The organism is Nocardia sp. FDAARGOS_372 (assembly GCF_002554515.1).
In the GTDB taxonomy this organism is placed as follows: domain Bacteria; phylum Actinomycetota; class Actinomycetes; order Mycobacteriales; family Mycobacteriaceae; genus Nocardia; species Nocardia farcinica.
In genome coordinates, this window is sequence record NZ_PDDW01000001.1 from 4971142 (window position 1) to 4994413 (window position 23272).

Genomic DNA, 23272 nt, shown 5'->3' on the forward strand with positions numbered 1-23272 from the left:
GGCGGGCCCGCCGCGTGCTCAGTGACTCGTCTCGCTGAAGAGCCCCTCCAGGGCGGTGATGAAGTACGGGAAGTGCGCGGCGAAGCGGTGCAGGTCGCGATCGCGTTCGTAACCGCCGAACCAGTAGAGGCCGGGCTGGGCGTCGGCGGCGGGGTTCAGCTGGCGGAAGGCGCGCACCCAGTTGTCGGCCCGGCCGCCGACCACGGTGTAGGGCAGGGCGCGGGAGAACACCGTCTCCTGGTCGGTGGGCGGGATCTGCTCGGGGCGGGTCGCGTCCAGCCCGCGCTGGAGGGCGCGCACGCGGCCGGCGATCCTGCTGCCCGCCGCGGTCCGCGACGGCAGGTACTTCGGCAGCAGCACCAGCGCCACGCCCGCGAGCAGGATCGCGACGCCGACCAGCGCGTATCCGGCGGTGACCGCGAGCCCCACGGTGGCGGCCAGGCCGGCCACCACGAGCGCGCCGCCGAGCCAGACCGCCGGGCCGGGGCGGGAGCGATCCACGAAGGCACCGCGCGCGACGGCGTCGGCGATCATCGCGGCGCGCACCGGCCCGGCCTGGACGCGCCCGCGCAGTTCGCCCATGGTCACCGCGTCCACCCCGTCCGGCAGCAGCGCGGTGTACACCGCCTTCTCGAAGTCGCGCAGCTGGTCGTCGGGGGCGTTGACGCGGGTGATGCGCCAGTCGTTCTCGGCGATCTGCGTCACCCACAGATAGCGCCGCACCGCCAGATCCACCACGGTGGCGGCGATGTCGACGGGGTCGACATGCTCGTCGAGCAGCAACCCGGCCTCGCCGGGCAGCACGCCGTCGGGCGCGGTGAACCGCACCTGGCCGTCCTCCCGCGCCAGCGGATCGAACACCTCGGAACCGGTTGTGGCCGCGGCGTTGTCGCGCCGGGCCCGCCACACCAGCGCGGCCAGGCCCGCCAGCAGTGCCAGCAGTGCGCCGAACGCGGCGAGCACCGGACCGCTGAGCGAGAACGGGCCGGGGCCGCTGTGGTCGATCACGTCGGCGTTGGCGGGGACGGTACCCGGCGGCAGTTGCACGGTGAGGTCGATCGCGTCACCCTTGCGCAGATCGGTCTGTTCGAGATGCAGCACCCCGATCGCCTCGGTGCGGACGTCGGCGCACGGGCGGGTGTTGCCGGGCGGGCCGAGCGTGCAATCGACGATCGCCAGTTCGTAACTGGGGGCCACCAGCGCGGCGCTGATCGCGGCGATGTCGGTGTCCACCACGCCGAGCCAGTGGAACACCTGGCTGCTCGGGGCGTCGCCGACGGTGTTGTGCACGGCGTAGCGGAAGGTGGATTCACCCGGCGGCGCGACCAGGGTGAACCGGTCGTCGGCGGTGGTCGCGCTGCCGACACCGCCGGTCTCCACATCGGTGACCCGGAACCGGCGTTCCACGTCGGGCTCGACCTGCAACCGCAACGGCAGCGACATCCGGAACTCGGCGCCCTCGGGCACCGACACCGTCTCCTCCACCCGCAGCACGCCCTCGCGATCGAGGACCAGATCGGCGGTGATCACCACGCCCGCGGGGGCGGGCTGGGCCTGGGCGACCGGAGCTGCGGCCACGCTCGCCGCGGCGGCGAGAAGCAGCGCGCTCGCGGCGGCCCCCCGAAAAGTAAGCACGGCTGCCTACTCTAGACAGGTTGCTATCCTTCGTCAGCGGCTGTCGGCGACATGAGACGAGGGGGTACGGGGGAGTGACCCAACCACCGTACGGCTACGGACCGGTGCCACCCGGCGGGCACCCCGTACCACCGCCCCCGAACCAGGGTGGCCGCCCGGGATACGGGCCGCGTCCCACGCCGCCGCCCCGCCACGGCCAGCGCCCCGGGTACGGACCGCCCCCGGGATACGCTGCGCCGCAAGGATATCCGTCCCCCCGCGGCTATGCGGGGCCGCACGCCTACTCCGCCGCACCGGGTTACGGCCCGCCGCAGGCGTATCGGCCGCCGATGCCGCCGCCCATGCCCTACGGCCCGCCCGGGCGCGCGCCGATGCCTCCGCGCAAACGTGGCGGCGGGCGCGTGTTGGCGCTACTGCTGGTGGTGGCGGTGGTGATCGTCGGCGGACTGGTGCGCGCCGCGATCCGCTTCGACGGCCCCGAGCATCGCGCCACCGGCCCCGACCCGAGTTTCACCTACACCCCCGACGGCTCGCCGGGCGTCTCCGAGACGGCCACCAACCCGCTGCTCACCGACCCCGACGCCACCCTGCTGCCCGCCGACTGCGACTACGCGCCGTGGGGCACCCAGGTCGACACCGCGCGCCGGTTCTTCGAAAGCGCCGCGGCCTGCCTCGAGGACGCGTGGCAGCCGGTGCTGGCACAGGTGAACCTGCCGTTCACCCCGCCCGCGCTCAACGTCAGCGCCACCACGGCGGGCATCTCCACGCCGTGCACCGGCAGCACGACCAATTTCGCCGCCTTCTACTGCCCGGCGAACAAGACCATCTACATGCCGATCAGCCAGCTGCAGACCGACCTGTTCAAGGACAACTGGGTCATCTACCTGTCGGTGTTCGCGCACGAATACGGCCACCACGTGCAGGCGATGTCGGGAATCCTGCGCAAGGCCAACAGCGAGCGGGTCGACGCGGGCACGCGCAGCGAACGCGGGCTCGAACTCTCCCGCCGGATCGAATTGCAGGCGCAGTGCTTCGACGGGATGTACCTCGGCTCGGCGCAGGACGGCGGCGCGCTCACCACCGCCCAGATCGGTCTGGCCGTCCGCGACGCCCGCGGTCGCGGTGACGGGCCGACCGACTCACCCGACCACGGCAGCCCCGACAACAGCGGCGCGTGGTTCGAGCTCGGCGTCGAGCACAATCGCACGGCGCAGTGCAACACCTTCAGCGCGCCGGCCGCGGCGGTCGGCTGAACCACCGGCTCCCCCCGGGGCACGTCGGTGCCCGGCAGTAGTCTCGGGCTGTGGCTCTGTACCGGAAGTACCGACCGGCAACCTTCGCTGAGGTGGTGGGGCAGGAACACGTCACCGAACCGCTCAGCACCGCACTCGACACCGGCCGCATCAACCACGCGTACCTGTTCTCGGGTCCGCGCGGCTGCGGCAAGACGTCCTCGGCGCGGATCCTCGCGCGCTCGCTGAACTGCGAGCAGGGCCCCACCTCGACGCCGTGCGGGGTGTGCGCGTCCTGTGTGGCACTGGCGCCGGGCGGGCCGGGCAACCTGGACGTCATCGAACTCGACGCCGCGAGCCACGGCGGCGTCGACGACACCCGCGAGCTGCGCGACCGGGCCTTCTACGCGCCCGCCGAATCCCGCTACCGGGTGTTCATCGTCGACGAGGCGCACATGGTCACCACCGCGGGCTTCAACGCGCTGCTGAAGATCGTGGAGGAGCCGCCCGCGCACCTGATCTTCATCTTCGCCACCACCGAGCCCGACAAGGTGCTGCCGACGATCCGCTCGCGGACGCATCACTATCCGTTCCGGTTGCTGCCGCCCGCCACCATGCGCGGACTGCTCGGGCGCATCTGCGAGCAGGAGCACGTCACCGTCGAGGAGGCGGTGTATCCGCTGGTCATCCGCGCCGGTGGCGGTTCGCCGCGCGACAGCCTCAGCGTGCTCGACCAGCTGCTGGCGGGCGCGGGACCGGAGGGCGTCACCTATCACCGCGCGGTGGCGTTGCTCGGCGTCACCGACGTCGCGCTGATCGACGACGCGGTGCAGGCGCTGGCCGACGACGACGGCGCCGCCCTGTTCGGCACGGTGGATCGGGTGATGGAGGCCGGGCACGATCCGCGCCGCTTCGCCGTCGACCTGCTCGAGCGCTTCCGTGATCTCATCCTGCTGCGCGCGGTGCCCGACGCGGTGGAACGCGGCCTGGTCGCCGGCCCCGAGGACGTGCTCGACCGGATGCGCGAGCAGGCCGAGCGGATCGGCCCGGCCACCCTGACCCGCTATGCCGAACTGCTGCACGAGGGGCTGGGCGAGATGCGCGGCGCCACCGCGCCCCGCCTGCTGCTCGAGGTCGTGTGCGCGCGGATGTTGCTGCCCGCCGTCTCCGACGCCGAATCCGCGACCTTGCAGCGACTGGAACGTCTCGAGCGCGGCATGGCGGGCGGTGTGTTCACCCCGCCCACGGCCCCCGATCCGAGCGGGGAGTCCGGCCCCGCGGTCCCGCGCCCCGGCAACGAGCCGCCGCGCCGGCGCGGTGCCGAGGCGCTCGCGGCATTGAAGCAGAGCAAGGCCAAAGACGACGAGCGGCGGCCGGGCGATGCCGAGCCGAATCCACCGGCGAGTGCCGGAACCGGGGAGTCCGGGCAACCGGAGGCCGCGGTCGACGGCGGTGGTCCTGGCACCACGGCAGGCCCGGCGGACGAGCAGCGGCGAGCCGTCGACGAGCCGTCGCCGGACATCACCGGCGATGTGCGCGCGGTTCGCCCGGAGGCGGCCCGCGCACCCGCGACCGCCGATGCGCCGCCGGCCAACGGTCCGGCCGCCGACCCGCCGCCGGATGTCACCGGCCCCCGTGCGACCGGTGACGGCGACAGCCGGGCAGCCGGCCCCGAGGCGGGCCGGACAACACCCGCCCAGCCGCGCGGGGCGGCCGATCCGGCTCCGGAAATCCATGAGGCACAAGATGTTCCGCCGGCCGATCGGCCCTCCGAACCGGCCGCGACACCGCGGGACGACGACCTGCTGCGTGCCGTCGAAGGGGCGTGGGCCGACATCCGCGCGAAGGTGCGCGAGTACAGCGCGACGATGCAGGCGATGCTCTCCGGCGCTTCGGTGGCGCGCATCGAGGGGTCGGCGATCGTGTTCGCTCATCCGTCGCCGGTGCTGGCCGGACGGTTGTCCGAGCCGCGCAACGTCGACGCGGTCCGCGCGGCGGTGCGGGCGGTGCTCGGACACGATCACGAGATTCGCTGGGAGAGCGGTGCGGCGGTGAAGCCCGCACCCGCGGCGAACCGGGGCAAGGCGGGCGGTGCACCCGCGAACCGCGGGGGACAGGGGCGTGGTCAGGGTGCCGCGCGGTTCTCCCGACCCAGCCAGGCCGGCGGCGCGGCAGCGGCGGAGGCCGCGGGCCGGGCGAAGCGCTCCGCGCCCAGCGGTGACGACGATATTCCCCCGCCCGACTACCCCGACCTACCCGACGATCCGGGGCCCGGGGACTATCCGCCGCCCGATCCGGCGCAGACCGAGGGCGCCGACGGCGGCTATCCGCCCGCGGCGGTGCCCGGTCCGCTCACCGCCGAGGAGGAGCAGGAGATGCTGGCCGAGGCGGCCCGGCCGGTCGCCCCGGAGGACCGGCGCGACCCCGACGAGGTCGCCCTGGAATTGCTCCGCGCTGAGCTCGGTGCCACACGGCTGGACGGTTGACAACCACCGCCTCGACGTCGTTAAGTTAACCGGAGTTCGCACACCGGCGCTAGTATGAACGGGTGGCCGCGAGCTCCGATACGACGAGGTTCTATGGTATGCCCAGACGCGCGGGCGGCCAGAGCGAGCGTCTATCGTGGCGTGCCGAGATTTGTACAGCGTCAGGACGGTCGGTCGCACGGCCGGTCGGCGAGGTGATCCGCGTCGGTGCCGCACACCGCGGCGCGGGCGCACCTTAAGGAAGGAAACACTCCGATATGACCACAGAGGCCTACATTTACGAGGCCATCCGCACTCCGCGCGGCCGCGGCAAGAAGAACGGTTCGCTGCACTCGGTCAAGCCGATCGATCTGACTGTTGGTCTGATCCAGGAGCTGCGCAGCCGCTTCCCCAACCTCGACGAGGACCGGATCTCGGACGTGATCCTCGGTGTGGTCGCGCCGGTGGGTGACCAGGGCGCCGACATCGCGCGCACCGCCGTCACCGTCGCCGGCCTGCCCGACACCGTGGGCGGTTTCCAGCTGAACCGCTTCTGCGCCTCGGGTCTGGAAGCGGTCAACCTCGCCGCCCAGAAGGTGCGCTCCGGCTTCGACGACCTCGTCATCGCCGGTGGTGTCGAGTCCATGTCCCGCGTGCCGATGGGCTCCGACGGTGGCGCCTGGGCGCTGGACCCGGCCACCAACTACGACACCTACTTCGTGCCGCAGGGTGTCTCCGCCGACCTGATCGCCACCATCGAGGGCTTCAGCCGCGAGGACGTCGACGCCTACGCGGTGCGCTCGCAGGAGCTGGCCGCCAAGGCCACCACCGGCGGCTACTTCGCCAAGTCGATCGTTCCGGTCAAGGACCAGAACGGCCTGGTCGTGCTGGACCGCGACGAGCACATGCGGCCCGGCACCACCCTCGAGGACCTGGCCAAGCTGCAGCCCTCCTTCGCCATGATCGGTGAGATGGGCGGCTTCGACGCGGTGGCGCTGCAGAAGTACCACTTCGTGGAGAAGATCAACCACGTCCACCACGGTGGCAACAGCTCGGGCATCGTCGACGGCGCCGCGCTGGTGCTGGTCGGCTCGGAAGAGGCGGGCAAGGCCTCGGGCCTGACCCCGCGCGCCCGCGTCGTCGCGACCGCCACCAGTGGCGCCGACTCCACCATCATGCTGACCGGCCCCACGCCGGCCGCCAAGAAGGTGCTCGCCAAGGCCGGCCTGACGCTGGACGACATCGACCTGGTCGAGATCAACGAGGCGTTCGCCTCCGTGGTGCTCAAGTTCCAGAAGGACCTGAACATCCCGGACGAGAAGCTGAACGTCAACGGTGGCGCCATCGCGATGGGCCACCCGCTGGGCGCCACCGGCGCCATGATCACCGGCACCATGGTCGACGAGCTGGAGCGCCGCAACGGCCGCTACGCGCTGATCACCCTGTGCATCGGCGGCGGCATGGGCGTGGCCACCATCATCGAGCGGGTCTGATCCCCACCGGTCACTGATTCAACAAGGAGACACACAGCTGTGAGCGAAACCAACATGATCGGTTGGGAGAAGGATTCGGACGGCATCGTCGTACTGACGATGGACGACCCGAACCAGGGCGCCAACACGATGAACGAGCTGTACAAGAAGTCGATGACGGCGACCGTCGACCGGCTGGAGGCCGAGAAGGACGACATCACCGGTGTCGTGCTGACCTCGGCGAAGAAGACCTTCTTCGCCGGTGGCGACCTGAAGAACATGATGAAGGTCGGCCCGGACGACGCGCAGGCGCTGATGGCGGAGCTGACCGAGATCAAGTCGGCGCTGCGCCGGCTCGAGCAGCTCGGCAAGCCGGTCGTGGCCGCCATCAACGGCGCCGCGCTGGGCGGCGGCCTGGAGATCGCGCTGGCGACCCACCACCGCATCGCCGCGGACGTGCCGGGCTCGCAGATCGGCCTGCCCGAGGTGACCCTCGGCCTGCTGCCCGCCGGTGGCGGCATCATCCGCACCGTGCGCATGCTCGGCCTGCAGAACGCCCTCATGCAGGTGCTGCTGCAGGGCCAGCGCAACAAGCCGGCCAAGGCCAAGGAGATCGGCCTGGTCGACGAGCTGGTCGGCTCGATCGAGGAGCTGGTGCCCGCCGCCAAGGCGTGGATCAAGGCCAACCCCGACGCCGGTGTGCAGCCGTGGGACAAGAAGGGCTTCAAGATCCCCGGCGGCACCCCCGCCAGCCCCGGCTTCGCGGCCAACCTGCCCGCCTTCCCGGCCAACCTGCGCAAGCAGCTCAAGGGCGCCAACATGCCCGCCCCGCGCGCCATCATGGCGGCCGCGGTGGAGGGTTCGCAGGTCGACATCGACAACGCGTCGCTGATCGAGTCGCGCTACTTCGTGCACCTGCTCACCGGCCCGGTCGCGAAGAACATGATCCAGGCGTTCTTCTTCGACCTACAGGCGATCAACAACGGCGGTTCGCGTCCCAAGGACGTGCCCAAGCGGGAGATCAAGAAGGTCGGCGTGCTCGGCGCGGGCATGATGGGCGCGGGCATCGCCTACGTCTCGGCCAAGGCCGGCTACGAGGTCGTGCTCAAGGACGTCTCGCTGGAGGCGGCCGAGCGCGGCAAGGGCTACTCGGAGAAGATCGAGGCCAAGGCCCTCTCCCGCGGCAAGACCACCGAGGAGAAGTCCAAGGCGCTGCTGGACCGGATCAAGCCGACCGCGGACGCGGCCGACTTCGCCGGTGTCGACTTCGTCATCGAGGCCGTCTTCGAGAACACCGAGCTCAAGCACAAGGTGTTCCAGGAGATCGAGGACATCGTCACCCCCGACGCCCTGCTGGGCTCCAACACCTCCACCCTGCCGATCACCGGTCTGGCGACCGGCGTGAAGCGCCAGGAGGACTTCATCGGCATCCACTTCTTCTCGCCGGTCGACAAGATGCCGCTGGTGGAGATCATCAAGGGTGAGAAGACCTCCGACGAGGCGCTGGCCCGGGTGTACGACTACACCCTCGCCATCAAGAAGACCCCGATCGTCGTCAACGACAGCCGTGGCTTCTTCACCTCGCGCGTGATCGGCACCTTCGTCAACGAGGCGATCGCCATGCTGGGCGAGGGCATCGAGCCCGCGACCATCGAGCAGGCCGGTTCGCAGGCGGGCTACCCGGCGCCGCCGCTGCAGCTGTCCGACGAGCTCAACATGAAGCTCATGCTCAAGATCGCCAAGGAGACCGAGGAAGCGATCAAGGCGGGCGACACCAAGCTGGGCACCGAGCGGCACCCGGCCATCGACGTCATCGAGTGGATGGTCGGCGAGGGTCGTCCGGGCCGCCTGGAGAAGGCCGGCTTCTACGAGTACGACGAGAACGGCAAGCGCCTCGGCCTGTGGCAGGGCCTGCGCGAGCACTTCAAGACCACCGCCGGTTTCGACGTGCCGTTGCAGGATCTGATCGACCGCATGCTGTTCGCGGAGGCGATCGAGACCCAGAAGTGCTTCGACGAGGGTGTGCTGGAGACCACCGCCGACGCCAACATCGGCTCGATCTTCGGCATCGGCTTCCCGGCCTGGACCGGTGGTGTGCACCAGTTCATCGTCGGCTACCCGGGCGGCCAGGAGGCCTTCGTGGCCCGCGCGGACGAGCTGGCCGAGAAGTACGGCCAGCGCTTCCAGGTGCCCGCGTCGCTGCGTAAGTAGGTCGTCGCGCCGGTAGGCACAGAGCCCGCCACCGTGTTCCGGTGGCGGGCTCTTCGCTGTCTCCGGCGGCGCGCGACCCGCGTGTGGAACTCCACCAAACCGCGACCCTGCCGCGCTACGTTGGAGATGCGCAGGCAATTCGGGCTCGCGGCGGCTGCCCCGGGTCCGACGTCGTCGGCACGAGGTGGTCAAGGTGAAGCGTCAGTCGCGTTCGGCAGGTTCCGAACCCGAAGCCGCCCAGGACGATTCGAGCGACCGGGAGGCCGATGCCGGTCGCGCCGACGCCGCGCCCGCGGGCAGGCACAACGAACCGACCCAGCGCAACGAACCGATCGGTATCGCCGACGAACTGGAGGCCGCCGGACTGTCCGGTGCGGTGGAGATCGGCCGCGGTGGTTTCGGCGTGGTGTATCGGTGCCTGCAGACCGCACTGGAGCGCGTCGTCGCGGTCAAGGTGCTCCCACCGGACATGGACGCCGAGAGCCGCGAGCGGTTCCTGCGCGAGGAGCAGGCGATGGGCAGGCTCTCCGGCCACCCGAACATCGTCGACATTCTGCAGGTCGATGTCACCGCCAGCGGGTTGCCGTTCATCGTGATGCCCTACTGCACGCACGGTTCGCTCGAACAACTCATCCACGAGCAGGGGCCGCTGGGTTGGGCCGACACGCTGCGCGTCGGGGTGAAGCTGGCGGGAGCCATCGAGAGCGCGCACCGCGCGCAGATCCTGCACCGCGACGTCAAACCGGGCAACGTGCTGCTCAGCAGTTACGGCGAACCGCAGCTCACCGATTTCGGGATCGCGCGTATACCGGGCGGTTTCCGCACCTCGAGCAGCATGATCACCGGCTCGCCCGCCTTCACCGCGCCCGAGGTGCTCAAGGGCGAGGAACCGACCGTGCGCTCGGACGTCTACGGACTGGGCGCGACGCTGTTCGCGCTGCTCACCGGGCACGCCGCGTTCGAGCGGCAGGCCGGGGAGAAGGTGGTGGCGCAGTTCCTGCGGATCACCACCCAGCCGGTGCCCGACCTGCGTGAGCAGGACATTCCGGCGCCGGTGGCCGAGGCGATCGAGCGGGCCATGTCGCCGGATCCGCAGCAGCGGCCGGAGTCGGCGTTCGAGTTCGGGGAGATGCTGCGCGCGGCCCAGCGCGCGCTCGGGCAGCTGCCCGACGAGATGGCGTTGCTGGATACCGCGGTGCTGCTCGACGACCTGGGTGAGGTACGGGCGACCGAACCCCATCCCTCGATCCGGACCCAGTTCTCCACCCGGGCCAGGCCGTCGGTGACGGCGCGGCGCAGCTGGCCGTTGACGCTGCGGCCGAACGTCTCCCAACATCCGCCGGGCGCCACCAGCACCACCCCGCCGCCGACCGCGGCCACCAAGTTCCGGCCGCCCACGCCGGCCAGGGCGCCGGTGCCGCGCCCGCGCCTGCTGGACGTGCTGCGGGCGGGCGGGCGGCGCAGGTTGGCGTTGATCCACGCGCCCGCGGGGTTCGGCAAGAGCACCGTCGCCGCGCAGTGGCGGGCCGAGCTGACCGACCAGGGTGTCCCGGTGGCCTGGATCGGGCTGGACCACGACGACGACAACGAGGTGTGGTTCCTGGCGCACCTGTTGCAGGCCATCCACCGGGTGCGGCCGGCCATCGGCGCGGGTCTGGACCAGGCGCTCGAGGAACGCCCCGCCGACGCGGTGGCCTTCGTGATCAGCACGCTGATCGACGAGGTGCACGCGGGCGGGGAGACGATCGTGGTGGTGATCGAGGACTGGCATCGCATCACCGATCCCGGCGCCCACCGCGCGATGGCGGCGCTGCTGGACAACGGCTGCCATCACCTGCGGTTCGTGGTGACCAGCCGGGACCAGTCCGGGCTGCCGGTGAACTCGATGCGGGTGCACGACGAGCTGGTGGAGATCGGTTCGGCGCAGCTGCGGCTGACCCGCGCCGAGACCGGGCAGATCCTGGTGGAACGCAACGGCTTCGAGCTCACCGACAAGCAGGTCGAGCAGATCCACCGGGTGACCGACGGCTGGCCGGCCGCGGTGCAGCTGGTCAGCCTGGCGTTGCGCGGCAACCCCGACCCGCAGCGGCTGATCTCCGCGCTGCCCGAAGGCGGCCACGGTATTCGCGAGTATCTGGCCGAGAACGTCCTGGACACGCTCGAACCGCGGATGCTGGACTTCCTCACCGCGATCTCGGTGACCGAGCGGGTCAACGCCTCGCTGGCGGCGGCGTTGTCCGAGGACAGTGAGGCCGAGCTGCTGCTGGCGCAGGCCGAGCAGCGCGAGCTGTTCCTGCGCCGCATCGAACACGACCCCGAGTGGTACCGGATGCAGCCGTTGTTCGCCGAGCACCTGCGCGCCCGGCTCGAGCGCACCGACGCGGCGAAGCTGCGGGCGCTGCACCGCAAGGCGTCCCGCTGGTACGCCGAGCACCAGTTCCTGCGCAAATCGGTGGACCACGCGCTCGCCGCCACCGATCTCAAGCTGGCGCTGGATCTCGTCGAGGGCGGCGGCATGGATCTCATCGACGGCTCCCGGCTGGCCACGCTGCTCGGCACCGTCTCGAAACTGCCGGTGCAGCAGGTGACCTCGCGCTCCAAGTTGCTGATGGCGGTGGCCAGGGCGAATGTCAACCTGCAGCAGTCCGGCGCGGCCCGCAGCGCCCTCGGCAAGCTCACCAACATGCTGCCCGGCGGCAGCGGCGAGGACGAGACGAACCGGCAACGCTGCGAGGCCGCGGTGCTCGCGGCGGCCGACGCGGTGACCCGTGATCAGACCGACGGCGTGCTCGACCAGGTGGCCGACTGCCTGGACAATCCCGACGACCTGCCCGCCTGGACCGTCTCCACCGCGGCGAACGTGGTCTCCTACGTGCGGTTGTGCACGTTCGACTTCGACGGTGCGCGGCAGATCCAGGAGTGGGCCCAGCCCTATCACGAGAAGTCCAAGGATCCGCTGGGGACGGTGTTCGGATTGTGCGCGCAGGGCGCGGCCGCCTACGAACAGCTCGACATCCCCGGGGCGAACGACTATTTCGAGCGGGCGTGGGAGGTCGCGCACAGCCGGGCGGGTCCGCGTTCCCACGGCGTGCGGGTGGCTTCGGCGATGCTGGGCGAGTTGACGTACCGGGCGGGTGATCTCGCCACCGCGGACCGGTTGCTCGACGAGAGCCACCAGTTGGTGACCCGGGTCGGCACCGTCGACTTCCTGTTGGCGACCTTCGTGACCGGCGCGCGGGTCAAGGCCGTGCGCGGTGATCTCGCGACGGCGGCGGCGCGGCTCGAGGAGGGCGAGCGCATCGCCCGCGAATACGAGCTGCCCCGCCTCGCCGCGCACGTGCGCGCCGAACGGCTGCGCCTCGGACTTCCGGTGGAGCCCGCGACCGAGAGCGGGCCGGGGCCCGGCCTGCGCCGGGCCACCGGGGTGGCGGCGCTGATCGCCGAGGCCGAGGAGACCGCGGCCGTGCGCGCGATGCTGGCCGCGCGCCCCTCGCACACCGACGACGCGCCGGTGCGGCGAGCCCGCGCGCTCTACGGGCGCACCACCGAGCAGGGTCGCCCGCGCGCCGAACTCGACACCGCGCTGCTGCTGGCCGAGACCCTGGCCGCGTCGGGCTGGGTGGGGGAGGCCACGGCCATGCTCGTGCCCGCCGCCCAGGTGTGCGCGCGGCTGGGCTGGCCACGGCCGCTGCTCGACGCGGGACCCCGCGTGGTCGCGATCCTGCGGGTACTGCGCGGTGAACTGCACCTGAGCCCCGAGAACGCGGATGAGACGCGACTCCCCACCCACTTCCTCGACGAGGTGCTCGGCTGAACGGGTCAGCGGCCGGAGGCGGTAGCGCCTTTCGCTAGGGCTTCCACCAGGGGCGCAGCGGCACCGTCCAGTCGCCGTCGGCGGGCAGCTTGACGCCGAGTACCTGGTGCAGCTGCACGACATTGCGCTGGAAGCCCAGCCGCGAACCGGCCATGTACAGGCCCCACACCTTGGCGGTGCCCTCGCCGACCTCGGCGACGCAGGCGTCCCAGTTGGCGACCAGGTTCTTGCACCATTCGTGCAGCGTGAGCGCGTAGTGCTCGCGCAGGTTCTCCTCGTGCAGCACCTCGAGTCCGACGTTCTGGATGTCGGAGATGATGCGCCCGGAGCCGATCAGTTCGCCGTCGGGGAAGACGTAGCGGTCGATGAAGTCACCGGCCTTGGTGCTGCGGGTGTTGTCCGGGCGGGTGATGCAGTGGTTGAGGAACAGGCCGCCGTCGCGCAGCTTGCTCTTGATGTAGCCGAAATAGAACGGGTAGTTGTGCACGCCGATGTGTTCGGTGAGCCCGATCGAGGACACCGCGTCGAAATCGGTCTCCGGCACGTCGCGGTAGTCGCAGTGGCGCACCTCGGCCAGGTCGCCCAGGCCCTCCTCGGCGATCTTCTTCTGCGCCCAGTCGGCCTGCTCGGCCGACAGCGTCGCGCCGATCACGCGCACCCCGCGCCGGGCGGCATAGCGCACCATGCCGCCCCAGCCGCAGCCGATGTCGAGCAGCCGGTCGCCTTCCTTCAGCCGCAGCTTGTCGAAGATCAGCCGGTACTTGTTCTCCTGCGCCTGCTCCAGGGTCCAGTTCTCGTCGCCGTAGACCGCGCAGGTGTAGGTCATCGAGGGGCCGAGCACGTACTCGTAGAAGGTGTTCGAGACGTCGTAGTGGTGGTGGATCGCCTCGGCGTCGCGGCCCTTGGTGTGCCGCAGGCCCTCGAAGGCGATGCGGCGCCAGCGCGGCAGGGTCTCCTGCGGCGGCGGCGCGACCGGCTTGAGCCGCTCCCAGCCCAGCGAGCGGGCGATGGTCACCAGCGCCAGCGCCGAGGGCCGCCGGAACTTCATGTTCTGCAGGGCCTTCAGCGCCTCGTACGGGTCGCCCGGGTGGACCCCGCCCGCGGTCATGTCGCCGGAGATGTAGGCGCGCGCCATACCGAGGTCGCCCGGCGCGGTCGCCAGGTAGTTGATGCCGCGCGGGGTGCGGATGTCGAGGGAATACCGCGAATCGGCGGGTCCGGTCGAGCTGCCGTCGTAGGCGGTCAGCCGGATCGGGACCTCGCCGTCGATCAGGGTCTCGAAGATCTCGGCAATGCTGAGCTTGGTACCGAGATCCGCGAAGACGTCGGAACGGTCCTTGAATGTCGTCATTTGCGTTGCACCGCCTTCGAATACAAATCCAGCAGGCGCTGGTCCGGGTCGTAGCGTTTCTTCAGTTCGGTGTAGCTGTCGCCGCCGTACAGTGCCGCGAACTCATCCTTGTCGTAATACGAATCCGAGTACAGCGATTTGTGCCCGTCGAACTCGGTCACGGTGCGTTCGATCGCGCGGTTGGCCGCGCCCTCGGGTTGGCCGGGGACGGTGGGTACCGCCGACCAGAATCCGACGTTCACGTAGGTGCGGTCGCGCTCGAGCGGGTACAGGGGCCAGGCTCGCGTGCCGGCCGCCCCCGCGCCGGACACCGCCGGACCCTCGGCGCGCAGCCGCAACGGGCACAGCCAGATCGGCTCGATCGGGATCTCACGCAGGAACCACGACACGAAGTCGGCGGTGCGCTCCACCGGCACCTCGATGTCCTGCACCACCCGCTCGCGCGGCGGGTTGCCCTTGCGCGCCTCGATCTTGTCGCCGATGTGGTACTTGTGGTCGAGCGCGACCAGCTTCCAGTAGAAGCTGCTGCGCCGGTACCGCTTCGGCCAGAACCGGCGGATCTTCGGGTTCTGGGTGCCGAAGGCGCGCGAGCACCAGAACCAGTCGGTGTCCCAGCGCCACAGGTAGTCGTGGACGGTCAGCCGGTCCCGTTTCGGGTGCGGCGAGTCGTGCTGGATGGAGCGGTAGTAGATGTCCATCCCGGTGTAGTCGCTGACCGGGCCCGGTTCGTCGGTCTGCCTGCCCAGGGTCAGGTAGCTCTCGGTGGCGGTGAACACCACGCCGTCGAGGTAGTCGACGCGCTCGCCGTCGTAGCTGCGGTCCTCGACGACGGCGGCGATGGCGGCCTCGAGCTCGCGCAGGTCGTGGAAGCGCACGTGCCGCAGCGCCACGTAGGGCGGCACCGGCTCCAGTTCGATCTTCAGCCGGACGGTGTAGCCGAGGGTGCCGTAGGAGTTCGGGAAGCCGCGGAACAGGTCGGCGTGCTCGCCGTCCGGTGTCACGGTGAGGATCTCGCCCGCGCCGGTGAGCACGTCCATCTCCAGCACGGACTCGTGCGGCAGGCCGTTGCGGAAGGAGGTGGACTCGATGCCGAGCCCGGTCACCGCGCCACCCAGGGTGATGGTTTTGAGTTGCGGCACCACCAGCGGCGCCAGCCCGTAGGGGAGGGTGGTCGCGACCAGATCCTCGTAGGTGGTCATGCCCGCCACGTCGGCGGTGCGTGCCTCCGGGTCCACGGCGATGACCCGCGTCAGGCCGGAGACGTCCAGTCCGGGCGCCGGGTTCGCGGCCCTGGCCCGGAACAGGTTGGAGGTCTTCTTCGCCAGGCGCACGGTGGCCTCGGGCGGGATGGCGCGGTAACTCGCCAGAAGGCGGTCCACACCCGCTCGATGCGCGGCATACCCTGATTCGCGTGCGGCCGGAGTGTGACCGGCCTTCCCCAGACTCACTGCCACCCCTCGACGCTAGTACTCCCGTCGCGGGCGGGCCACCACGAGGTACCCGGCCGGGGAGAAATGTCACGGAGATGTTGCATCGGGAATACCCGGTGGTCACGGCGACAGTGCGAGGGTGAGGTCCCGTTCTGCCGTGCGGCAGGGCAGGATTGGTGTCGTCGAGACATCGCACCCGGACAAGGAGCTCATTGTGGGACAGGTCAGCGCCAGCAGTTCGATCACCGTTGCGGCCGATCCGAAGCGCGCGCTCGAGGCCATCGCGGACTACGAGACGGTGCGCCCGCGCATCCTCTCCGCGCACTACCGCGACTACAAGGTCGTCGAGGGCGGCAAGGGCGCGGGCACCGTGGCCGAATGGACGCTGCAGGCCACCCAGAAGCGCGCCCGGAACGTGCGGGCGGTCGTCTCGGTCTCCGATTCCATCGTGACCGAGCGCGACGCCAACTCCTCCCTGGTCAACACCTGGACCGTCACGCCGGAGGGCGCGGGCGCACGGGTCACGCTGCGCACCGCCTGGCAGGGCGCGGGCGGGGTGTCGGGCATCTTCGAGGGCATCTTCGCCCCGCTCGGCCTGAAGAAGATCCAGGCCGAGGTGCTGGAGAACCTGAAGCGCGAACTGGGCTGAGCCGCCCACCCGCGGCGGCTATTCGGCGGCGATGTCGAAGAGGTTGCCTTCGGGGTCGGCCAGGGTCGTCCACCGGATGCCGTATTCGTCGAATTCGCCGCGGTGCTCGGCGCCCAGCGCCAGCGCCCGGTCGACCTGGGCCTGCCGGTCGTCGGCGTGCAGGTCGAGATGGATGACGTTCTTGCCGGGCGTCCGGTCGGGCACCTGGATGAACATCAGCGCCTGACCGCCGGAGCCGCGCCCGATCGAGGCGAAGTACTGGTTGGCCTCGGGATCGACCGGGCGGTCGAGCAATTCGCTCCAGAATCCGGCCAGCTTCGCGGCGTCGGTGCAGTCGAAGGTGACGGCGGCGATGGACAGCGACATGGGTTTCTCCTCGATGGTGGGTCGGGTTCACGACCTGCTGACGGGCCAGCAGACCTCGGTGCGGTAGTCCTCGGGGTCGGGGGTGTCGCCGGGGCCGACGAGGTAGATCTCGCGGACCGGCTCGGGCAGTGCCCGGTCGTGTTCGGCGACGTGGCTGCCGAGCGCGCCGTAGGTGCGGTCGAAGTCCTCGAACGGGCCGCGGTGCACGGCGATCGCGACGTGGCGGGCGGGCAGGTCGAGCATCGTCAGCCCGTGCGGCGGGTCGAGCGCGAGCGCCGGGGCGATCGGCACGAACGCGGTCACCTCGCCGGCGTCCTCGGCGAAGAACTCCAGCGCGTAGGTGGCGCCGGCCGGCCCGGCGGGGGCGACGCCGACGCCCGCGAGCGCCGCGTACAGGCGCGGGAAGGCCGCGGCGCACCACAGGTCGATGTCGTCCTTGCTCACCACCTCGCGCAGCGCCAGCGCCCGGACCGCGGGCAGTTCGCGGTACTCGACGGGCAACGGGTCGGCGGGGGTCAGCAGCGCCCGCAGCGAGGCCACCACCTGGGCGGTGCGCCGCAGTTCGGCTTCCATCCTGGCCAGGTGGGCGCGCAGGGTGGCGTCGCGGGCGGCGGTGTCGGGGGCGGCGAGCACGGCGCGGATCTCCGGCAGCGGCATGTCGAGCTCGCGGAGCCTGCGGATCAGGTGCGCCCGGTCCACCTGGTCGGTGCCGTAGCGGCGGTAGCCGGTGTCCCGGTCGACCTCGGCGGGGGCGAGCAGGCCGATGTCGTGGTAGTACCGCAGCGTCTTCACGCTCAGGTGCGAGAGCCGGGCGAACTCACCGATGGTGACGGTCGCTGTCATGGGGACCAGCGAACACCCTCCAGCACGGGGAGAGTCAAGCCGCCGCGCTGCCCCGGGCTCAGTTCGCCAGCGCGAAGGTCAGCAGCAGCGTGGTCTGGAAGAAGCCCCGCCACCACGAGTACCCGAGCCACACACCGGGGGTGACCTCGCGGATCTCGTCGTAGAGCGGCGGGGTCGGCGAGGGGTTGTAGTTCAGCGCCCATGCCTCTTCGCCGTCCATCAGCGACGGTGCCCGGTAGACGTCGGCGCGCCAGGCCTCCAGGCCCGCGCCGGTCACCCGGTTCATCAGGAAGCCGCCGTCGGGCCCGGTGTAGAAGGTCTTGCCGACCCAGAAGGCGGGCGCGATCCCCTGCACGTAGACCGGGCGGACCACCCAACCGTTGGTGACACCCATCGGCACCGCGCCCGCGGGCGCGTCCCGGAAGATGGCGTCCTGCTGTTCCGGCGAGCAGCGCAGACGTAGCGAATCCAGGGTCGCCGCCTTGTTGTCCGGGTACAACACACAACCGCCGCCGTAGTCGGCGGCGACGGTACGGACATCGGCGTCGGCGGCGGCGTTCGCGGCGCCGAGGAACAGGGCGGGCAGGCTCAGCGCGAGGGCGAGCACGCCACGGAAGAGAAGTCGGTTAGCGCTCATTGCTGTCTCCAGAATTCACCGCACCGGGTCCCGACCCGGTTCCGAGCGTATGCCCGCACGGGTGCGCCACAAACGGGGTTCGGCGGCGACTACGCTGAACCGTGACAATCCCGCCAGAGAGGACGTGCCGTGCAGCCCGGTGGTCAGTTCGACATGCAGCAGTTGCTCGCCCAGGCCCAGCAGATGCAGGAGGCGGTGATGCAGGCGCAGGCCGAGATCGCCGCCACCGAGGTCGAGGGCCAGGCCGGTGGTGGGCTGGTGAAGGCCACCATCAAGGCCACCGGTGAGGTGCAGGCGCTGACCATCGACCCGAAGGTCGTCGACCCCGAGGACGTGGAGGGCCTGCAGGATCTGGTCATCGGCGCGATCAACGACGCGATGGCCCGGGCCCAGCAGTTGGCCGCCGAGCGCCTCGGCCCGCTCGCGGGCGGCGGTTCGATGCCGGGCCTGCCCGGTTTCTGAGCGAGGACGCCGCGGTTGTACGAAGGGCCGGTACAGGATCTGATCGACGAGTTGGGCAAGCTGCCCGGCGTCGGTCCCAAGAGCGCGCAGCGCATCGCCTTCCACCTGTTGCAGGTCGAGCCACCGGAGATCGACCGGTTGCAGGCGGCATTGCAGAAGGTCCGTGACGGGGTGCAGTTCTGCGTGGTGTGCGGCACCGTCTCCGACGGCGAGCTGTGCCGCATCTGCGCCGACCCGCGCCGCGACCGGACCATGATCTGCGTCGTCGAAGAGCCGAAGGACGTCCAGGCCATCGAGCGGACGCGCGAGTTCCGCGGCCGCTATCACGTGCTCGGCGGCGCGCTCGACCCGCTCAGCGGTGTCGGCCCCGATCAGCTGCGCATCCGGGAGTTGCTGGCGCGCATCGGTAATCAGGACGACGGGGTCGACGTCGCCGAGGTCATCATCGCCACCGACCCCAACACCGAGGGCGAGGCCACGGCGACCTACCTGGTGCGCATGTTGCGCGATTTCCCGGGGCTGACCGTGACCCGGCTGGCGTCGGGCTTGCCGATGGGCGGTGACCTGGAGTTCGCCGACGAACTGACGCTCGGCCGCGCGCTGTCCGGGCGTCGCGCGCTCTAGTCGGCGCGGTGTTGCCGGTCGGCACCGCACCGTAGGCGGGCGCTGCACCGTGGGCGGCGTTGTGCCGTGGGCGGGCGCTGTGCTGTGGGCGGGCGCTGTGCGGTGGGCGGGTGTTGCCCCGTGGGCCGGAGTGCTCAGTCGATGCGGGTCAGCAGGTCGCGCTCGCGCACCTGCGTCAGCGACAGCGTCTTGTAGCCGTAGTCGTCGAACAGCACGGTCAGGTGGTCCTCGTGTGCCGAAAGGACCACGCCCGCACCCCATTCCGGGTGCGTGACCCTGGCATCGGCCGGGAAGTCGGCGGCCTCGCCGGTACGTCGCTCGGCCGTGCCGGCCGCACAGGTGTCGCAGTTGCCGCACCGCTGCGGCAGCCGTTCCCCGAAGTACTCGAGCAGGAAGCGGCGGCGGCAGTCGGTGGTCTCGGCGTAGCCGCGCAGCATGTCCAGTCGGGAGCGGATCAGGGTTTCGTGCGCGTCGGCCGCCCGGTGGGCCTGGTCGGCGGCCTCGTCGGGGGTGAGGTCGGTCGTGAAGCCGAGCCGGCCGTCGGCGGTGGTGGTGAGCGCGCCGATCTGTTCGAGCAGGTTGATCGCCCGGGTGCGGCGGGCGGGCGGTGCGTCGACCGCCTCGGCCAGTCGGCGCGGCGGCAGGGGGTGGCGCGCGAGGGCGCGCGCGACCGCCTCCAGCGTGTCGGCGGGCGGCTTGTTGGTGGTGAGGAACCGCTGCAAGCTCAAATCCTCGGGGCGGTAGTACAACTCGACGCGCGCCGGTTCGCCGTCGCGTCCGGCTCGCCCGATCTGCTGGTAGTAGGAGTCCAGCGAATCCGGCACCGAGGCGTGCACGACGAACCGGACGCCGGGCTTGTCGATCCCCATGCCGAAGGCCGAGGTGGCCACCACCACGTCGACGGTGTCGGCGAGGAAGTCCTGATGCACCCGCTCGCGGTCGGCCGCCTTCATGCCCGCGTGGTAGCGGGCGGTACGGACGCCGGTGCCGGCCAGGTCGCGGGCGAACCGGTCGGCGCCGCTGCGGCTGGCGGTGTACACCAGGCCGCATCGGTTCTCGGCGGCCAGCTCACCCACCCGGGCGAGCGCGGCCGCGTGCTTGTCGGCCTCGGAGGTGAACCGGTGCGCGGCCAGAAACAGGTTCGGCCGGTCGAAGGAGGTGACCACCTCCCGGTGGTCGCGCATGCCAAGCCGCTCGACGATGTCGCGGCGCACCGGGGCCGCCGCGGTCGCGGTCAACGCGATCACCCGCGGGCCGCCCAGGCGCTCGCGCACCTCGCCCAACCGCAGGTAGTCGGGCCGGAAGTCGTGGCCCCAGGCCGAGATACAGTGCGCCTCGTCCACCGCGAACAGGGCGACACCGAGGTCGGCGAGTGCGTCGACGACCTCCGGCTTGGCCAGCTGTTCGGGGGAGAGGAACACATAGCGGGCGTCGCCGCGGCGCAGCGCCGCCCACGCCTCGCGCCGCGCCCGGCCGCGCTGGGCCGAGTTCAGCGCCACGGCGGGCGGCGCATCGGTCTCCTCGATGCCCTCCATCTGATCGTGCTGCAACGCGATCAGCGGCGACACCACCACCGTCGGCCCGTCCAGCAGCAGCGCGGGCACCTGGTAGATCGCGGACTTGCCACCGCCGCTGGGCAGCACGGCCAGCACGTCGTGCCCGGCCAGCACCAGCTCCATGGCGCGCAGTTGCTCGTCGTAGAGGTGGGGCAATCCGAAGGTCTGTTCGGCGATCCGGCGCAGGCGCGCGGCCGTCGTCATCGAACGCCGCCCGGCTGTGCGCGAACGGTGGTCGGTCGGGCGGTGGGCACGGGTGACGCGATATCGGGCATGTCCGGCGCGTAGCCGGAATCAGCGCCGGGAAACCGGATCGGCGACCGCCGGGACGGTCCAGCGGGCGAGCAGGACGGTGGCGTCGTCCTGGAGGGTGCCGCGCTGGTGGGTGGGGACGGCATTGATGAGCCGGCGGGCGGTCTCCGGCGGCGGGTGGCCCGACGCCGCCTCGCGCCGCAGGAAGTCGAACAGGCGGGTCTCGCCGAAGAAGGCGCCATCCGGATCACGGGCCTCGGTGATGCCGTCGGTGTAGAGCAGCAGCCAGTCCTGCGGTTGCAGCACCTCCTCACCGACGGTGAGATCACCGCTGCCCAGGCCGAGCGGCATCCGGCGCCCACCCGGCAGCGGTTTGACCATCTTGCCGCCGCGCATGATCATCGGCTCCGGGTGCCCGGCGTTGATGTAGCGCAACCGCCCGGTGCCCAGGTCCAGCTCGGCGAGCACGGCGGTGGCGAACTTGCTGTTGCCGAACTGGGTGGCGATCGCCTCATCGATGACGCGCGCCTGCTCGAACAGGCCGTGGCCCGCGCGGCGGACGCTGCGGTAGGCGGCCAGCGCGGTGGCCGCGATCAGGCCGCTCTGGGCGTCATGACCCACCGCGTCCAGCACGATCAGTTGCGCGGTGGTGCCGGACAGCGCGTAGTCGAAGGCGTCACCGTTGAGGTCGTGCCTGGGCTCCACCACGCCGGCGATCACGAAGCCGTCCACCACCGCGGTCAACGGCGGCAGCATCGACCAGATCAGCTCGGCGTTGGGGCTGCGGACCGCGCGCAACCGGACCCGCTCCAGACCGTCTCCGTATCCCGTCATCACCGAGACGAGGTGACCGATCAGCTTCGACACCCACCCGCATTGCGCTCGCAGCCGCGGGTCGGCCAGATCCTCGGGGTCGGCGACCTGGATGTCGAGCACCCCGACCCGCTCGTTGCCGTCCAGCAGCGGCATCCACAGCCGCGGGAGGTCGGGCGCGTAGGACGGTAGGGTCTGCACGAAACGGAAGGCCCGGCCCGCCAGGGTGGTGTCGATGTCGTATCCGGAATCCCCGCCCGGCTCGTCGGCGCGGAGCAATCGTCGCTGGCCGTAATCGATCAAGTACATCTCGATGTGCACGCCCAGTGCCCGGCCCGCGGCGGCGGCGAGGGTGGGCAGTCGCTCGGGCGGCGCCCCGTGGGCGCCCTCGAGAAGCTCGACCAGTGCCGACAACGGACCACCGGTGGGCTCGGACTCGCGCAGGGTCCGGCTGTAGGTGGCGCGTTTGGTGCGCGACCGCCGGTCCAGGTGTTCGTTGACGACCTGGGCGAGAATGTCGCGATCGAGCGCGGGCAGGCTGTCGCCACCGCGCACGTAGGCGTTGATCTGCGGGAAACCGAGCGTGCCGCTCAGCGCGAAATACTCCAGCCAGAGCTCCTCCATGCTCAGCTGGGCGCCTTTCAAGGCGAGCACGAGGCTGTGCCGCTGCTCACGGGCGCGGTCCGCGGCGTCGTGGGCTGGCCGGTCGGTCATCGACGTGGTCTCCGGTCACCGTCGACGGGGCACGGTCGACATCGCCACCCGTTCCGCGACCCGCCGCACCGGGACGTTCTGGTTGCGGGCGGTACTCGCCAGGATCAGGAAGGCGCCCCGTTCGTCGACCCGGTCCCTGGCCATGATGATGCCCTTGGCCAGATTGATCACGTCCCGCCCCCGCAGGCTCTCGGCGATCAACCCGCTGACACGTTCGGCGTCGTCGGCCGCGCGCATGTGCGCCAGCAGCATGGCGGCCTGGGAGGAGAACATCGACAGCAGATGTTCCTCGCGCTGCCCGCAGATGCCGGGCCGCGCACCGTAGATCTTGATCGCGCCCAGGGCCTGCGTACCCGCCACCAGCGGTGCGCTCAGCGACGACGCCAAACCCAGCCGCGCCGCCCGCCGCGACCACTCCGGCCAGCGCTGATCGGTCCCGAAGTCGTCGACGCGCACCACCACTCGGTCGGCCCACGCGGTCAGGCACGGGCCCGCGCCGAGTTGGTATTGCAGGCTGTCGGCCTCTTCGACGACCTCACCGGTCGCGGCCGCGGTCATCCGCGCGCCGCTGCCGTCCAGCATGCTGATCCCGGCGCCCGACGTGGGCGCCACCATCTCCGTCGCCAGCGAGGTGATCAGTTTCAGCGCCGTGCCCGCCGTGCCCGCGGTCAGGAAGAACCCCGACATCCGCGCGAAGGCAGCGACGAGTTGATCCACGGCGGGTTGAGCTTGCACCGCATCTGCGA

General features: G+C 71.0%; 17 protein-coding genes. 8 read left to right on the forward strand and 9 right to left on the reverse strand.

Annotation, left to right across the window (positions count from 1 at the left end; all coding sequences use genetic code 11):
* Positions 1 to 18: 18 nt before the first annotated feature.
* Positions 19 to 1635 carry a DUF2207 domain-containing protein gene (locus CRM89_RS23335; RefSeq protein WP_060593804.1) on the reverse strand — a complete coding sequence of 539 codons (1617 nt, stop codon included), beginning with the start codon at positions 1633 to 1635 and terminating at the stop codon, positions 19 to 21.
* Between the two features lie 401 nt (positions 1636 to 2036).
* Between CRM89_RS23335 and CRM89_RS23340 the strand changes: the two genes are divergently transcribed.
* The 5 genes from CRM89_RS23340 to CRM89_RS23360 all read left to right on the forward strand — a co-directional run bounded on the left by CRM89_RS23340 (position 2037) and on the right by CRM89_RS23360 (position 12829).
* Positions 2037 to 2888 carry a neutral zinc metallopeptidase gene (locus CRM89_RS23340; RefSeq protein ID WP_253805099.1) on the forward strand — a complete coding sequence of 284 codons (852 nt, stop codon included), beginning with the start codon at positions 2037 to 2039 and terminating at the stop codon, positions 2886 to 2888.
* Positions 2889 to 2938: 50 nt separating this feature from the next.
* Positions 2939 to 5353 carry a DNA polymerase III subunit gamma and tau gene (locus CRM89_RS23345; protein WP_098086233.1) on the forward strand — a complete coding sequence of 805 codons (2415 nt, stop codon included), beginning with the start codon at positions 2939 to 2941 and terminating at the stop codon, positions 5351 to 5353.
* Positions 5354 to 5610: 257 nt separating this feature from the next.
* The gene (locus tag CRM89_RS23350) at positions 5611 to 6825 is read left to right on the forward strand and encodes an acetyl-CoA C-acetyltransferase (RefSeq protein WP_011206814.1); all 1215 of its coding nucleotides are present in this window, start codon (positions 5611 to 5613) and stop codon (positions 6823 to 6825) included.
* A gap of 39 nt (positions 6826 to 6864) precedes the next feature.
* A complete protein-coding gene (locus CRM89_RS23355) occupies positions 6865 to 9015 on the forward strand; it encodes a 3-hydroxyacyl-CoA dehydrogenase NAD-binding domain-containing protein (protein ID WP_011206815.1) in 2151 nt (716 codons plus the stop codon).
* 193 nt (positions 9016 to 9208) lie between these two features.
* Positions 9209 to 12829: a serine/threonine-protein kinase gene (locus CRM89_RS23360; RefSeq protein ID WP_195013564.1), complete on the forward strand. Its 3621-nt coding sequence runs from the start codon at positions 9209 to 9211 to the stop codon at positions 12827 to 12829.
* A 34-nt stretch (positions 12830 to 12863) separates the two neighbouring features.
* Here CRM89_RS23360 and CRM89_RS23365 read toward each other — a convergent pair whose 3' ends face one another.
* Both CRM89_RS23365 and CRM89_RS23370 read right to left on the reverse strand, forming a co-directional pair.
* Positions 12864 to 14180: a class I SAM-dependent methyltransferase gene (locus CRM89_RS23365; protein WP_060593801.1), complete on the reverse strand. Its 1317-nt coding sequence runs from the start codon at positions 14178 to 14180 to the stop codon at positions 12864 to 12866.
* A complete protein-coding gene (locus tag CRM89_RS23370) occupies positions 14177 to 15634 on the reverse strand; it encodes an FAD-binding oxidoreductase (RefSeq protein WP_011206818.1) in 1458 nt (485 codons plus the stop codon). Before CRM89_RS23370 ends, CRM89_RS23365 begins: the two co-directional genes overlap by 4 nt.
* Positions 15635 to 15824: 190 nt before the next feature.
* Between CRM89_RS23370 and CRM89_RS23375 the strand changes: the two genes are divergently transcribed.
* Entirely contained in the window at positions 15825 to 16259 is a 435-nt protein-coding gene (locus CRM89_RS23375; RefSeq protein ID WP_011206819.1) for an SRPBCC family protein, read from the forward strand.
* An 18-nt stretch (positions 16260 to 16277) separates the two neighbouring features.
* Here CRM89_RS23375 and CRM89_RS23380 read toward each other — a convergent pair whose 3' ends face one another.
* From CRM89_RS23380 to CRM89_RS23390, 3 genes are read right to left on the reverse strand one after another with little or no spacing between them, the layout of a single operon-like run.
* Entirely contained in the window at positions 16278 to 16625 is a 348-nt protein-coding gene (locus tag CRM89_RS23380) for a VOC family protein (protein ID WP_098086235.1), read from the reverse strand.
* Positions 16626 to 16652: 27 nt separating this feature from the next.
* Positions 16653 to 17468: a MerR family transcriptional regulator gene (locus tag CRM89_RS23385; RefSeq protein ID WP_098086238.1), complete on the reverse strand. Its 816-nt coding sequence runs from the start codon at positions 17466 to 17468 to the stop codon at positions 16653 to 16655.
* Between the two features lie 58 nt (positions 17469 to 17526).
* Positions 17527 to 18105, reverse strand: coding sequence for a hypothetical protein (locus CRM89_RS23390; protein ID WP_060593798.1), 579 nt, complete (start codon positions 18103 to 18105; stop codon positions 17527 to 17529).
* A gap of 129 nt (positions 18106 to 18234) precedes the next feature.
* On the opposite strand from CRM89_RS23390, the gene CRM89_RS23395 reads away from it, so the two are divergent.
* On the forward strand, positions 18235 to 18567 hold the full coding sequence (locus CRM89_RS23395) for a YbaB/EbfC family nucleoid-associated protein (RefSeq protein WP_011206823.1): 333 nt from the start codon (positions 18235 to 18237) through the stop codon (positions 18565 to 18567).
* 15 nt (positions 18568 to 18582) lie between these two features.
* A complete protein-coding gene (gene recR / locus CRM89_RS23400) occupies positions 18583 to 19191 on the forward strand; it encodes a recombination mediator RecR (RefSeq protein WP_011206824.1) in 609 nt (202 codons plus the stop codon).
* Positions 19192 to 19325: 134 nt separating this feature from the next.
* Here recR and CRM89_RS23405 read toward each other — a convergent pair whose 3' ends face one another.
* The 3 genes from CRM89_RS23405 to CRM89_RS23415 all read right to left on the reverse strand — a co-directional run bounded on the left by CRM89_RS23405 (position 19326) and on the right by CRM89_RS23415 (position 23243).
* On the reverse strand, positions 19326 to 20951 hold the full coding sequence (locus CRM89_RS23405; RefSeq protein ID WP_098086241.1) for an ATP-dependent DNA helicase RecQ: 1626 nt from the start codon (positions 20949 to 20951) through the stop codon (positions 19326 to 19328).
* A 90-nt stretch (positions 20952 to 21041) separates the two neighbouring features.
* The gene (locus CRM89_RS23410) at positions 21042 to 22526 is read right to left on the reverse strand and encodes a PP2C family protein-serine/threonine phosphatase (protein ID WP_098086243.1); all 1485 of its coding nucleotides are present in this window, start codon (positions 22524 to 22526) and stop codon (positions 21042 to 21044) included.
* A gap of 15 nt (positions 22527 to 22541) precedes the next feature.
* Positions 22542 to 23243 carry a GAF and ANTAR domain-containing protein gene (locus CRM89_RS23415; RefSeq protein WP_197534139.1) on the reverse strand — a complete coding sequence of 234 codons (702 nt, stop codon included), beginning with the start codon at positions 23241 to 23243 and terminating at the stop codon, positions 22542 to 22544.
* Between the last annotated feature and the right edge of the window lie 29 nt (positions 23244 to 23272).